Raw genomic sequence first — 13,058 nt, 5'->3', positions numbered from 1 at the left:
TATGATAATTTTGGATTTATGCCAATTCTTTGAACTCAAGCTAAAGCGGAGATCTACCCACCCGCACTATAAATGTGCTGCCCTTCGGGCACCCATGTCTTGAAAAGGTGCTTCACTTGGGGAAACCCCAAGACCGCACTTTTCGCTCCAAGGAGGGGATTTTCCGCCCTGAGCCAAACTAAAATACTGTGTACAGTATACAATAAAAATGCGTTATGCTAAAGCGTAATATATGACATCGATCGACTATCCACGGGATTTGGTCGGCTATGGGCGGAGTCAGCCACATCCTCAGTGGCGAGATCGCGCCAGGATTGCCGTTCAGTTTGTGATTAATTACGAAGAAGGTGGCGAAAATTGTATCTTGCATGGAGATCCGGCATCGGAGGCATTTTTATCCGAGATTGTCGGTGCGGTGCCATTTGTAGGGCAGCGACACATGAATATGGAGTCCTGTTATGAATATGGCAGTCGGGCTGGCTTTTGGCGGTTGTATCGGTTATTTACCGATCGACAAATTCCGGTTACGGTGTATGGGATTGCGATGGCGTTGGCGCGCAATCCCGATGCGGTGGCTGCCATGCTGGAGGCTGATTGGGAGATTGCCAGTCATGGTTATCGGTGGATCGAGTACAAAGATTTTTCCGAGGATGAGGAACGGGCGCACATGCAAAAAGCGATCGCGATTCATACCCAGTTGACGGGGCAGCGTCCCACTGGCTGGTATACCGGACGTAATAGCCCCCACACTCGCAAATTAGTCGTCGAAGCGGGTGGCTTTCTGTATGACTCGGATAGCTATGCAGACGATTTACCTTATTGGACATCCGACTATGGCAAACCCCATCTGGTCATTCCCTACACGCTCGATCACAATGACATGCGATTTGCGACAGCTCAGGGCTTTAATTCGGGAGATCAGTTTTTTACTTATTTGCGCGATGCCTTCGATCTCCTCTATGCAGAGGGCGAAACCGCACCAAAAATGATGAGCGTGGGCTTACATTGTCGCTTGGTGGGCAGACCCGGACGGGCGGCGGCATTGGCGAGATTTCTAGACTATGTACGGCAACACGATCGCGTCTGGCTGTGTCGGCGGATCGATATCGCCCAACATTGGCACCAACATCATCCCCCATCAGATTATCAACAAAAATAGTCGATATTATGAACAACTTGAAAGCGATCGTCATCGGGGCGGGTATTGGCGGATTGACAGCCGGAATTGCCCTGAAACAAGCGGGTTATGAAGTGGAGATTTACGAGCGAGTCGCCATGATGCGCCCTGTCGGGGCGGGAATCTCGCTGTGGTCGAATGGAGTCAAAATCTTGAATCGGCTGGGTTTAGGGGCGGAAATTGCCGCGATCGGCGGTGAAATGAATGCGATGGAATATCGCAGTAAAACCGGAGAATTGCTCAATCAAATCGACCTGCTGCCACTGATCGATCGAGTCGGGCAGCGTCCGTATCCAGTCGCGCGGCGGGACTTACAAGCCATGCTGGTAGCCGCATTTCCAGGGCAAGTTCGCCTCGACCATAAATGTATCGACTTTGAAGAATATGAGACTGGCGTAACGGCGATCTTTGAAAACGGTCATCGGACAAGCGGTGACTTAATTATTGCCGCCGATGGCATTCGCTCTCAATTTCGCAAACATATTCTCGACGAACCTGTCGAACCCAAGTATGCCGGATATATCAATTGGAATGGATTGGTGCCCGCCGATGAGCAACTAGCACCCAAAAATACCTGGAGCATCTTTGTCGGCGAACACAAACGCGCTTCGCTGATGCCTGTTAGCGACTCGCGCTGTTACTTCTTTTTAGATGTGCCGCTCCCGCCAGATGATTGTGCTACACCCGATCTTTATCAAGCCGAATTAAAGGAGCATTTTCACGGCTGGGACGAACCAGTCCAACGACTGATCGATCGACTCAATCCCGCCGAAACCGCCCGCATTGCCATTCACGATATGGGGCCGATCGATCGTTATGTTAAGGGGCGCGTCGCTCTCTTGGGCGATGCCGCTCATGGGACTTGTCCCGATCTCGGACAAGGCGGCTGTCAAGCTCTCGAAGATGCTTGGGTACTGAGTAATTACCTGATCGCGACGAATATCAGCGTACCGGATGCCCTCAAGCGTTACGAATCCGAGCGCAAAGAACGCGCAAATGCGGTCGTCGCCAAGGCTCGCCAACGCGCCGAACAAATCCACGGACACGATCCGGCGGTGACGCTGGCTTGGTATCAGCAATTGAAGACCGAACCACCTGAAGATGTTGCTGGCGCGATCGCTAAAACGATTTTGGGTGGCCCGTTGAGATAAAAATATGGCTGGTAAATTAACAACACACATTCTAGATACAGCCCACGGCTGTCCTGCCGCAGGAGTTGAAATATCCCTTTGGTCGATCGCATCTCCATCAGACGATCGAACCTTAATTAAGCAAGTTTATACCGATCGAGATGGACGCACCGAAGAGCCTTTACTTACTGCTGGTGACTTCCAAATTGGCGAGTACGAATTAGTGTTCGCGGTGGGCAGTTATTTCGATCGTACTCAGGCTAACTTACCTAAACCAGCATTTCTCGATCGCATTCCCATTCGTTTTCAAATTGCCGATATCAATGCTCATTATCACATTCCCTTATTAGTTTCGCCGTGGTCTTATAGTACTTATCGAGGCAGTTAATTTAGTTGACAGTTGACAGTTGACAGCGAAAAGAAAATTAGGATTCTGAATATTGACTAGAACTGGAGTATTTAGAACTGATGATTTATTCTCTTGCCCAAATTAATCGGATGGATCGACACCAATTTATTCAGGCATTGGGTGAAATTTTTGAACATACGCCAACTATCGCCGATCGAGTATGGCACCAACGACCATTTAACTCGATCGAGGATTTACATCAGAAGATGATGACGGTAGTAATGGGTTTCGATTTGGAGCAAAAATTGGCTTTAGTACGTGCCCATCCCGATTTGGGTAGCAAAGTCAAAATGGCAGTAGCATCGGTACAAGAGCAAGCAGGTGTGGGTTTAGATCGATTGCATCCGACTGAATTCGCCAAGTTTCAACAACTCAATCAATCTTATACAGAAAAATTTGATTTTCCCTTTATTATCGCTGTCAAAAATCATAATAAGTCGAGCATTTTGGCAGCATTCGATCGCCGCTTACAGAATTCTGCTGAAGTTGAATTGGCGACAGCGATGGAGGAAATTAGTCAGATCGCTCGGTTTCGATTGTTAGCGATTGCCGATCGAGTTGAAAGTCACATCCTTTAATTGATAACCCTGATGAAAATTGCACCCGAACTAAAACTGAGTGAATTAAAAATCGATTCTGCCAGACTCGATCGCAGCCTATTTGAATTGGCAGAAATTGGCAAGCTACCCCAGGGCGGCATTAGCCGAGTGGCGTTTACACCCGCAGATTTACTCGCACGTCAACTGGTACAAACTTGGATGCTTGAGGCAGGAATGACCGTCAGGACGGACGCGGCTGGTAATATTATCGGTCGCTATGAGGGTCTAAATTCAGATGCAGGTGCGATCGCGACTGGATCGCATATCGATACCGTACCGACGGGCGGAATTTATGATGGCTGTCTGGGGGTACTGGCGGGGATTGAAGTGGTGCGAGTATTGCAAGCGCGATCGATCCGACTGTACCACCCGATCGAGATAATTGTCTTTACCGATGAGGAACGCTCGGTAATTGGCTCGAAGGGGATGGCGGGGGAAGTCTCAGAAGATGCGAGTTATTATGCCCGTCTGGATGGTACGCCGATTCAAACATGTCTCGATCGGATTGGTGGCGATTGGTCGCAGATTGCCACTGCTAAACGCAAATCCGGCGAGATCGTCGCGTTTGTAGAACTACACGTCGAACAAGGCGGCGTTTTAGAACATCTAGATAAACCGATTGGGATTGTGACTGGAGTTGTTGGACAATACCGATTTGCTGTCAATGTCATCGGACGTGCCAATCATGCGGGCACTACACCGATGAATATGCGACAAGACGCGCTCGTTGCCGCTTCAGAAATCGTCCTAGCTGTGAATAAAATTGCCCGCTCGATCGATGGCGATCAAGTTGCTACTGTCGGTTATCTAAATGTGTCACCAAATGCAACTAATACAGTACCTGGAATGGTCGATTTGCGAATCGACATGCGGGATCTTTCGGAGGAACGATTGCAACTGCTGACGGCGAAACTTGAAGCAGAGATTGTCAACATTGCTAAAACTACCGAGACGGCAATTTCGATCCAGCAAACGCTCCACATTCGCCCCACATTGGCTGATCCCCAAATTATGAAATCGATCGAGGGCGTCTGTCAAAACATAGGTTTAGCTTACACCTACATGCCCAGCCGCGCGGGACATGATGCCCAAGAAATCGGTCGATTTACAGATATGGGGATGATTTTTGTCCCCAGTCGGGCGGGAGTTAGTCATTCGGGAGATGAATATACGTCTCCTGAAGAATGCGATCGCGGTGCTAATGTGCTCATGCAAACTTTTCTAGATCTTGACAATTTTTATCGAAGCAGACGATCGGAGATATAGCAACCGCCACAGTGCTTGGGATATGACAACGACTGGAAGTCGTCGCTTATGGTGCAAAGTCTGCCTCCGCAGACTAAAAGGCAGAGTGTTTTAACTGTCTTGGCTATTGCTATACATATTTGAGCGGCTGTTTGAGCTGCGACTAATCCGGCGGTGTGGTACAGGTTATTTTCTAAATATGCTACTCGAATCTACTCTCTTATCCACAGCTAATCTCACACTTTTGCCAGCAGTCTATTGATACGATCGCGGCGTATATACCCAACTACTCCCATCCGCACGGGGAATCAGCTTAGTCTGACTCGAACCGATCAGAATTACCGTCCGCATATCTGCCGACTCTGGAACCAATTCGCCTAATCTAATTACCTTCACCTCTTGCCCAGATCTGCCCAGATTGCGGGCAAGGACGACTGGGGTGGTAGCCTGTCGAAACTGGAGGAGGATGTCCCGAGCGGCGGCTAATTGCCAGCTTCGCTGGCTTGAAATGGGGTTGTAGAACGCGATCGCCAAATCTGCTGCCGCCACCGCTGCGATCCGCGCAGCGACTACTTCCCAAGGTTTGAGGATATCCGAAAGCGAAATCGCACAAAAATCATGTCCCAGCGGAGCACCAACAGCAGCGGCGGCGGCTTGCATGGCGGAAATACCTGGCGCGATCTGGAGATCGATCGTTTGCCATGCTGGTTTGGCTTCTGTGTCAAGTACTTCCAATACAGCCGATGCCATCGCAAAGATCCCAGGATCGCCAGAGGAGACGACAACGACATTTTTACCGTTAGCGGCTAAATCTAACGCTAGCCTGGATCGATCGAGTTCGACGCGATTGTCCGAGCCGTGACACTGTTTACCTATAGTGAGATCTGTAACCAGATCTAGATAGGTATGATAGCCGACGACATCTGTTGCAGCCAGGATCGTCGCTCGGACTTGGGGGGACATCCACTGTTGTGAGCCTGGGCCAGTACCGACTACAGTGAGTTTACCTTGGGCTTGACCGATATTGGCTGGATCGATCGGCTCGGTCGCACTGAGGATCGTTAAAGAGTTGATAGTTGATAGTTGATAGTTGATAGCGAGGTTTGTAGGATGGGGATTTATATCCCTGATTTTTGTTGAATTTGACTCATCGATAATTACGCTCAGATCGGAAGGTAATAATGCTGACTCTACTAAGCGAATCGGGAGATTTAAACTAGTCCCAATGCCAGCAATAGCGGCTCCAGCGGGTGTTTTGGGTAGGACGATGCAGGCAACAGCAGCAAGGGCGAGATTGGCGGTAGCAAGTCGATTTCCGATGACTTCGATCCACCCCGCGACGTTAAATTGGGCGGGTTCAGTCACCATTAAGACTAGGCTGGTAGGATGATAGACCAATTGGGTCGGACTGCCAGCAAGTGCCTGTGTAGTAACGGTAATTTGGCGATCGCCATTGACACAAAAAGGGATCTCACTCGATCGTAACCACGGTGCATCACCATCCAAACTCACACTCACACCTGCGATCAGATCGGCGATAACAGCTTTGACATGTTGGGGATTTGCCAGCCGATAACCTGCGGGCGGATCGGGAAGTACGGTATTAAATTGGAGCTTACCTGCGGTCGTAATTGCTGCTTGTACGTTCAATACCGCCGCAATCCGTTCGGCAAGATCGTTGACTCCCGTCAGTCCCCCCAATAGAGGAACTACCGCACTCCCGTCGGCAGCTACAGCCACTACTGGCGGTTCCGTCTTGGGATCTGTCAGCACTGGTGCCAGCGTCCGAATCAAAATCCCCGCCGCACACAAGCCGATAATCGGCACACCCTCACCGTACAGTTGTCGCAGCGTATCGCCAAAATTGGCAAAACTCACATCTACATCTGTCGTCCTCCCCACCAACCCGTATAGTTGCGCTGCTGGTAAAGCTGTCATCAACTTCCGCGCGGTAGGGACACTAATTTGATTGAGGACAACAACAATAGGCGCAGGTCGTTGGCGCAGCCTCTGTGTGCAGGCAGATTCGCGAACAGAATGAGCATCGAGCATGGTTTAATGGGTGGCGATCTTTCTTATTTTATCGCTGGATCTGGCGCGACTCGAAGCAAGGGTCGGTCTAGATCCACTGAATGATAAGATCTTCCTGAATAGATCGATGTAAGTATGCGCCGCGATACAATATTTTATCAATTATTTAGGCAGTCACCGACACTGCTATTCGATCTTATCGATCGACCGCCTAGTAATGCGGCACAATATATTTTTGATTCGATCGAGGTGAAGGAAACAGCCTTTAGAATTGATGGGGTATTTGTGCCACCTAATTCATCTGGGATAGTTTATTTCTGCGAAGTCCAATTTCAACTCGATGAATTGCTGTATGAAAGAATGCTCAGTGAGATTAGTATTTACACTTATCGTCAACGAGAGCGATTCTCTGATTGGCAAGCGGTGGTAATTTATCCATCTAGAAGTATCGAACAATCACAACGAGCCGTAGTGAGAGAGATATTGACAAGTGGCAGAATTATTAGGGTGTATTTGGATGAGTTAGGTACAGTGCAGGAGTTGCCGACTGGTTTGGGATTGATGGTATTGACGACACTAGAGGGGGATGCAGCAAAAGCTGAAGCCAGAAGACTTGTCGGACAAGCACAAGGAAGTAGAGATATAATTAATTTAGTGTCCACGATCGTCTTGTATAAGTTCGATACTTTAAGTAGGGATGAGGTAGATCTGATGTTAGGAATTGAGTTGCAGCAGACACGAGTTTATCGGGATGCTTTTGCTGAAGGTGAAGTTCGAGGTTTAGAGCGTGGACTTCAACAGGAGAGAGGGTTAGTATTGAAACTGCTAAACCGCAAATTGGGAAATATCCACCCTGAAATTCAGGCACGAGTAAGTAGTTTGACGATCGAGCAAATTGAATCTCTAGGCGAGGATTTATTAGATTTTACTCAGATGGGGGATTTGTTAGCTTGGTTGGATACCCATCGATTGTAAAAATGTGTTCGTATAATATTCAATCATCACACCAATGCACCACCACAGCTAGAACCGCAGCCAGCCGTGCAGCCATAACAGTAAGATTCGGTCTGAATCTCGTTCACTAGCTCTAGACTACCTGCGGCTAATAACTTATCGACTGTTAATACTTCACCCGATCGAGCGAGTGCGGGAATATTTGCCATCTGATTGAAATCGCAATCATAAACATTGCCTAGATAATCGATCGATAGTTGGTCGCGACACATCAATCCAGCGATCGTATTGGGATTGTAATGAGATTCCAAAAACTGTAAATAGGGCTGTGTGAGTTGGCGATAGTCTAATTGAAACTTAGTTCTACCGATCGGTAAATTGGTGATGGTAAATAGATTATTAAAACATACATCGAAATGCTCCTTGAAGAACGCTTTATAGTCCCGTTCCAAACTGATTTGATCGGGCGTCAGGCGAAAATTGGGTGATGTCGGAATAGGTGGATTGTAAACTAAATCGATCTGTAAATTGGGATCGCGACCGTAACCCAGGCGATTCAACCATTGCAAGGCTCTAATTGAAGCATCAAAAACACCTTTACCGCGCATCTTATCGACATTATCGGCGAGATAACAGGGTAATGAAGCGACGATTCGGGCTTGATTTTGGGCACAATATAGAGGGATGTCCTCATAACCAGGAACGAAATAAATCGTGAGATTGGAACGGACGATCGCTTGTTTGCCTGTAGCGACGGCGGATTCTAAAATCGGTTTGAAACCATTGAGGAGTTCTGGCGCACCACCTGTGAGATCGATCGTTTTGAGTTGGGGAAATGTATGGATGAGTGCAATAACTCGATCGACAAGATCTGATGACATTTCTTCGGTACGATCGGGACTAGCATCCACATGACAATGGGTACAAGCCAGATTGCAACGTTTGCCCAAATTCACTTGGAGGGTAGTTATCGGTTGTTTCAGGAGGAGAGATTCAAGCCGCTCCCCAAAGGGGGTGATGCCTGAAGTTACTAATTCTGGGGCTGCGGATGACTGGCTCATGTAACAGGGATGATGATATATATCGATCCTAACCTAATTTATTCGACCCCAGATCCGATCGATATTAACTTACGTCAAACTAAATGCAGAATGCAACCGATCGCCAGTTTCAGCTATGACTAGTACTATCCCGACACCACAAGCTACCAACTTCGACGAGATCGATCGCGCCATTACTCGTCTCCACGAACGGCGCGTCATGGGAGCAAACTAGTATCCCCCAACGGCTAGCATACCTGCAAACTTGCCTCGATCGCACCTTAGCAGTTGCCACCGACTGGACGATTGCAGCTTGTCAAGCCAAAGGGATCGATCCCACATCCTCGCTAGTTGGCGAGGAATGGGTGGCTGGACCGATTTCGACGGTACGAGCGATGCGGCTGCTGATGAATAGTTTGCAAGCTGGCGGACAGCTTACGCCACCCCAAGTTTGGCAACGTGAGGATGGGCAATTTGTCGCGGAAGTATTGCCAGCAAACGCGCTCGAGCGATTATTATACCTGGGTTATCGGGCACAAGTGTGGATCGAGCCAGGAGCAGCACCTACACAGGGCAAGATCTATCGCGAACCCACCCCTTGCCAAGTGGCTCTAGTACTGGGCGCGGGCAATGTTTCGGCGATTGTCGCGATGGATGTCCTCTCCAAGTTATTTAGCGAAAATCAACTCGCGATCGTCAAGATGAATCCCGTGAATGCCTATATGGGTGCGTATCTAGCCCAAGCATTCGCGCCCTTAATTCAGGATGGCTGGCTCCAGATCGTTTATGGGGGTGTCGCAGTGGGTGAATACCTCTGCCAACATCCCCAGATCGACACGATACATATTACTGGTTCGCACCAGACGCATGATGCGATCGTCTGGGGTAGCACCGCCATCGAGCAAGAGCAGTGCAAAGCGGCTAATTATCCCCGGATTACCAAGCCGATAACGTCCGAACTCGGCTGTGTCACCCCGATTCTAGTCGTCCCTGGCAAATGAACGCGATCGGATCTGACCTTCCAAGCGCGTTCATTTGCTAGTACGATCGTTCACAATGCCAGTTTCAATTGCGTATCGGGACAGGTGCTGGTTACCGCCTCCGGTTGGGCACAACAAGCGGAATTTTTAGCCACCGTCAACCGTGAATTAGCAGCCATTCCCCCACGTCAAGCCTACTATCCAGGTGCCCAAGCTCGGTATCAAGCATTTCTCGATAAGTACCCCCAATCGGAGCCACTGGGGGCGCGCACGCCAGAGATCGTCCCCTGGACGATTATCCCTGATGTATCGCCAGTAGCGGGCGAATATGCCCTCACTGAGGAGGCGTTTTGTGGAGTGTTAGCCACAGTCTCGATCGCTACTGACACCGCCGCTGATTTCCTGACTAAAGCTGTCGAATTTGCCAACGATCTACTGTGGGGAACGCTCTCCTGTACGCTCATCATCGACACTCAGACGCAGCGACAATATCAACCCGAATTGGATATGGCGATCGCTAGTCTCAAGTATGGTGCGATCGGGGTAAATATTTGGTCGGGGACGATCTTTTATCTAGGATCGACGACTTGGGGCGCACATCCAGGCAATACACTGGCTGACATTGGCTCGGAAATTGGGTTTGTCCACAATAGTTATCTATTCGATCGACCGCAGAAGTCTGTAGTATATGCGCCATTTCGGATCTTCCCGACTCCGATGTGGTTTGCAGCGCATCGGAATCTGTTGGGGATGGCGCGGCAATTGCTGAAGTTTGAGGCCGATCCAACTTGGCAAAATCTGCCAGGGGTGTTGCTGGCAGCATTGGGAGGTTAGATAATCAGCCAACGCGATCGCCTAGAAACGTCAAAATTGGCTGGATGAGGCGATCGCGCCAAGCTGCTTGGATTAAGTCAATAAATATCGCATCAATTTCGCCTACTTGCTGAGTGTACATCGATAGCACGTCTATTTTATATCCCGAACCTTGTCCCCAGCGATCGCTCGTTTGTTGCCAAAATAGCGACTCATTATAATCTTTAGGCGCGAGTAATCGATCGCCGATCGATCGCTGGATGCGCGCCCATTGCTTTGCCCCCAGCCACTATCTCCGTTTTCTCGACCCGACGAGCTGACGTTATCCCAAGACTTCTTGCCCTACAGCTTGATACTTAGACCACCCAAATTGGGAGCGTGGGTCTGGATAATCGGCGATCGTCATGCCACGACTAGACGAGCGTTCAAAGGCGACTAGCAGGGGGATATCAGTATTAAATAAGGGTAATTTAGCTTCTGCGAGGATGGCTCTAGCTGCGCGTCCAGTTTTGGTACGGGAATCTACTTGAGTCAGCAGGATCTTGTACTTCGCCCCCCATGCTTCCAATAATTCGGTGGTTTTGAGCGTGGTGTCGATATCGAGATGGTTGGGAGTTGTCGGGACGATGAGCAAATCGCTACTAGCCACTAGATCTTTTAGCTCATCTTGTTCGGGACGGGCTTGGGTGTCGGTGATGATGTGAGTGTACTTGCTGATGATTGCCGTCGCACCAGCTTGAGAAGCGACGGTGAATGGTAGTTTGTCCTCTCGCGACCAGACTAGTGCCGAACGATTACGATCGGCATCGATGAGCAGTGTCGGCGCATGTTGCTGAAGGTAGGCAGCTAAATGGATCGATGTGGTTGTCTTGCCGACACCACCCTTGAGCGCAGTAATGGTAATAATCATCGGCTAGTTGGGGAGATCCTCCTGATTGCTAGCACTACTGTAGAAGGTTGAGCGCGCCTGCGATCGACCCCTTAATATAAATTAGGGGTCGATCGCGCTGATGCGGATAATTGGGATACAGAGAGGAGAGGATTCGAACCTCCGTTGGGTGTAACCCCAAAACTGATTTCGAGTCAGCCACCATCAACCACTCGGACACCTCTCCAGGTAATTCACAAAACATTATACACTATTGGCTTGTCAGTTAGCTATGCTTTTGACTCAACCGATCGCGATGAGCTACCTCAGCACTTTTGCTAGAGTGACGCTTGAGACTTTGAGGTTGGTTTATTAGTGAATTTTGTGCCGATCTGCTAGGTGGTAAGTGGATGGTGGACTGAACGTTGTTTATTTTTGGGATAGAAAGGGATCGACGCCGACGATGATTGGTAGACTATGAAAGATGTTGCTCGGTTGGAATTGTGATGAGACTGCCTCGGAAGTTGATGTTGTTGGGATCGGGTGAATTGGGTAAAGAATTTACCATCGCCGCACAACGATTGGGTAATCATGTCATCGCAGTCGATCGTTATGCCAATGCGCCAGCGATGCAGGTTGCCGATGAGTGTGAAGTCATCTCGATGTTGAGCGGAGAAGATCTCGAACGAGTTGTCGCTAAACATCAACCGGACTACATCATTCCTGAAATTGAAGCAATTAGAACCGAAAAATTAGCGGAATTTGAACAGCGCGGCATTACCGTAATTCCCACCGCCAAGGCGACAGACTATACGATGAATCGCGATCGGATTCGCGAACTCGCTCATCAAGAATTGGGAGTGCGGACGGCTAAATATGCCTATGCTACTACTTTAGAGGCAATGCTATCGATCTCCGAATCGATCGGCTTTCCCAATGTTGTCAAACCAGTAATGTCTTCATCAGGAAAAGGACAATCGGTAGTCAATAGTGCGGCGGAAGTCGAGGCAGCGTGGAATTATGCAATTGATGGTTCTAGAGGTGATAGTCACAAAGTAATTATTGAAGAATTCATCAAGTTCGAGATCGAAATTACGCTCCTCACCATCAAACAATTGAATGCACCTACCATTTTTTGCCCACCGATTGGGCATCGTCAAGAACGCGGTGACTATCAAGAATCTTGGCAGCCTGCGGAAATTACTCCCGAACAGCTTTTAGCCGCTCAAGCAATTGCGACTACAGTTACCGATGCCTTGGGTGGAGCCGGAATTTTTGGAGTGGAGTTTTTTATCACTGCCGATGAAGTGATTTTTTCCGAACTATCGCCGCGTCCGCATGATACTGGGATGGTAACACTTATTTCTCAAAATTTGAATGAATTTGAGTTGCACTTACGTGCGATCTTAGGTTTACCAATTCCCAATATTATTCAGTTTGCCCCATCTGCAAGCGCAGTGATTTTAGCCAGCAAAACAGCTCAATCTATTTACTTTACAGGTGTGGATGCAGCCATGAATGTGCCCGATGTCGATATCCGACTATTTGGTAAACCCGACTCACGCCCCTATCGCCGGATGGGCGTTGCTTTAGCCAAGGCAGAAACCACTGAACTAGCCCGTGCTAAAGCGATCGCTGCTGCTAGTAAAATTGTCATCGTCGATCGCTAAGCTGGTAACCTGAGTTCGATGAGGCTAGCCTCATCATCAAATCAATTACCTGACTGTGTTTGAGCCAATCACTACCAATCCTCAAAAACTAAGTGTTTCATAAATTATTATCAATAAGCTCTGCTTGTTGATAATTAGCGGT

12 protein-coding genes and 1 tRNA gene are annotated in these 13,058 nt (G+C 48.8%); 9 read left to right on the top strand and 4 right to left on the bottom strand.

Features of this window, described 5'->3' with window-relative positions; genetic code table 11:
• Window positions 1-232: 232 nt before the first annotated feature.
• From puuE to ACEW9I_RS21050, 5 genes are all read left to right on the top strand, one after another.
• A complete protein-coding gene (gene puuE / locus ACEW9I_RS21070; protein ID WP_373542287.1) occupies window positions 233-1,159 on the top strand; it encodes an allantoinase PuuE in 927 nt (308 codons plus the stop codon).
• Between the two features lie 8 nt (window positions 1,160-1,167).
• Entirely contained in the window at window positions 1,168-2,328 is a 1,161-nt protein-coding gene (gene hpxO, locus ACEW9I_RS21065) for an FAD-dependent urate hydroxylase HpxO (protein ID WP_373542286.1), read from the top strand.
• A gap of 4 nt (window positions 2,329-2,332) precedes the next feature.
• A complete protein-coding gene (gene uraH / locus ACEW9I_RS21060) occupies window positions 2,333-2,695 on the top strand; it encodes a hydroxyisourate hydrolase (protein WP_373542285.1) in 363 nt (120 codons plus the stop codon).
• Window positions 2,696-2,775: 80 nt separating this feature from the next.
• A complete protein-coding gene (uraD, locus tag ACEW9I_RS21055) occupies window positions 2,776-3,294 on the top strand; it encodes a 2-oxo-4-hydroxy-4-carboxy-5-ureidoimidazoline decarboxylase (RefSeq protein ID WP_373542284.1) in 519 nt (172 codons plus the stop codon).
• A gap of 12 nt (window positions 3,295-3,306) precedes the next feature.
• Complete coding sequence (locus ACEW9I_RS21050; protein ID WP_373542283.1) at window positions 3,307-4,581, top strand: Zn-dependent hydrolase; 1,275 nt, start codon at window positions 3,307-3,309, stop codon at window positions 4,579-4,581.
• Between the two features lie 234 nt (window positions 4,582-4,815).
• Here ACEW9I_RS21050 and cobJ read toward each other — a convergent pair whose 3' ends face one another.
• Window positions 4,816-6,612 (bottom strand): precorrin-3B C(17)-methyltransferase, encoded by a 1,797-nt coding sequence (cobJ, locus tag ACEW9I_RS21045; protein WP_373542282.1) that lies wholly within the window; start codon window positions 6,610-6,612, stop codon window positions 4,816-4,818.
• A gap of 114 nt (window positions 6,613-6,726) precedes the next feature.
• Between cobJ and ACEW9I_RS21040 the strand changes: the two genes are divergently transcribed.
• Complete coding sequence (locus tag ACEW9I_RS21040; RefSeq protein WP_373542281.1) at window positions 6,727-7,566, top strand: Rpn family recombination-promoting nuclease/putative transposase; 840 nt, start codon at window positions 6,727-6,729, stop codon at window positions 7,564-7,566.
• Window positions 7,567-7,592: 26 nt separating this feature from the next.
• Here the strand turns inward: ACEW9I_RS21040 and arsS are convergent, their stop codons facing one another.
• A complete protein-coding gene (gene arsS, locus ACEW9I_RS21035; protein ID WP_373542280.1) occupies window positions 7,593-8,606 on the bottom strand; it encodes an arsenosugar biosynthesis radical SAM (seleno)protein ArsS in 1,014 nt (337 codons plus the stop codon).
• Window positions 8,607-8,950: 344 nt separating this feature from the next.
• Between arsS and ACEW9I_RS21030 the strand changes: the two genes are divergently transcribed.
• Both ACEW9I_RS21030 and ACEW9I_RS21025 read left to right on the top strand, forming a co-directional pair.
• Entirely contained in the window at window positions 8,951-9,586 is a 636-nt protein-coding gene (locus ACEW9I_RS21030; RefSeq protein ID WP_373542279.1) for an aldehyde dehydrogenase family protein, read from the top strand.
• 84 nt (window positions 9,587-9,670) lie between these two features.
• Entirely contained in the window at window positions 9,671-10,399 is a 729-nt protein-coding gene (locus tag ACEW9I_RS21025; protein ID WP_373542278.1) for a hypothetical protein, read from the top strand.
• A 301-nt stretch (window positions 10,400-10,700) separates the two neighbouring features.
• Here ACEW9I_RS21025 and ACEW9I_RS21020 read toward each other — a convergent pair whose 3' ends face one another.
• Window positions 10,701-11,288 (bottom strand): AAA family ATPase, encoded by a 588-nt coding sequence (locus ACEW9I_RS21020; RefSeq protein ID WP_373542277.1) that lies wholly within the window; start codon window positions 11,286-11,288, stop codon window positions 10,701-10,703.
• Window positions 11,289-11,406: 118 nt separating this feature from the next.
• Window positions 11,407-11,493: transfer RNA gene (locus tag ACEW9I_RS21015), tRNA-Ser, on the bottom strand.
• Window positions 11,494-11,752: 259 nt separating this feature from the next.
• Between ACEW9I_RS21015 and purT the strand changes: the two genes are divergently transcribed.
• On the top strand, window positions 11,753-12,916 hold the full coding sequence (purT, locus tag ACEW9I_RS21010; RefSeq protein WP_373542311.1) for a formate-dependent phosphoribosylglycinamide formyltransferase: 1,164 nt from the start codon (window positions 11,753-11,755) through the stop codon (window positions 12,914-12,916).
• The last annotated feature ends 142 nt before the right edge of the window (window positions 12,917-13,058 follow it).

It is taken from the genome of Chamaesiphon sp. (genome assembly GCF_041738855.1).
Classification (GTDB): Bacteria; Cyanobacteriota; Cyanobacteriia; order Cyanobacteriales; family Chamaesiphonaceae; genus Chamaesiphon.
Note: the sequence above shows the minus strand (reverse complement) of the source record. Positions and strands in the feature narration are given on the sequence as shown.

Coding starts and splice junctions, on each gene's coding strand:
- puuE (WP_373542287.1), top strand. CDS start 233: ATGACATCGATCGACTATCCACGGGATTTGGTCGGCTATGGGCGGAGT.
- hpxO (WP_373542286.1), top strand. CDS start 1,168: ATGAACAACTTGAAAGCGATCGTCATCGGGGCGGGTATTGGCGGATTG.
- uraH (WP_373542285.1), top strand. CDS start 2,333: ATGGCTGGTAAATTAACAACACACATTCTAGATACAGCCCACGGCTGT.
- uraD (WP_373542284.1), top strand. CDS start 2,776: ATGATTTATTCTCTTGCCCAAATTAATCGGATGGATCGACACCAATTT.
- ACEW9I_RS21050 (WP_373542283.1), top strand. CDS start 3,307: ATGAAAATTGCACCCGAACTAAAACTGAGTGAATTAAAAATCGATTCT.
- cobJ (WP_373542282.1), bottom strand. CDS start 6,612: ATGCTCGATGCTCATTCTGTTCGCGAATCTGCCTGCACACAGAGGCTG.
- ACEW9I_RS21040 (WP_373542281.1), top strand. CDS start 6,727: ATGCGCCGCGATACAATATTTTATCAATTATTTAGGCAGTCACCGACA.
- arsS (WP_373542280.1), bottom strand. CDS start 8,606: ATGAGCCAGTCATCCGCAGCCCCAGAATTAGTAACTTCAGGCATCACC.
- ACEW9I_RS21020 (WP_373542277.1), bottom strand. CDS start 11,288: ATGATTATTACCATTACTGCGCTCAAGGGTGGTGTCGGCAAGACAACC.
- purT (WP_373542311.1), top strand. CDS start 11,753: ATGAGACTGCCTCGGAAGTTGATGTTGTTGGGATCGGGTGAATTGGGT.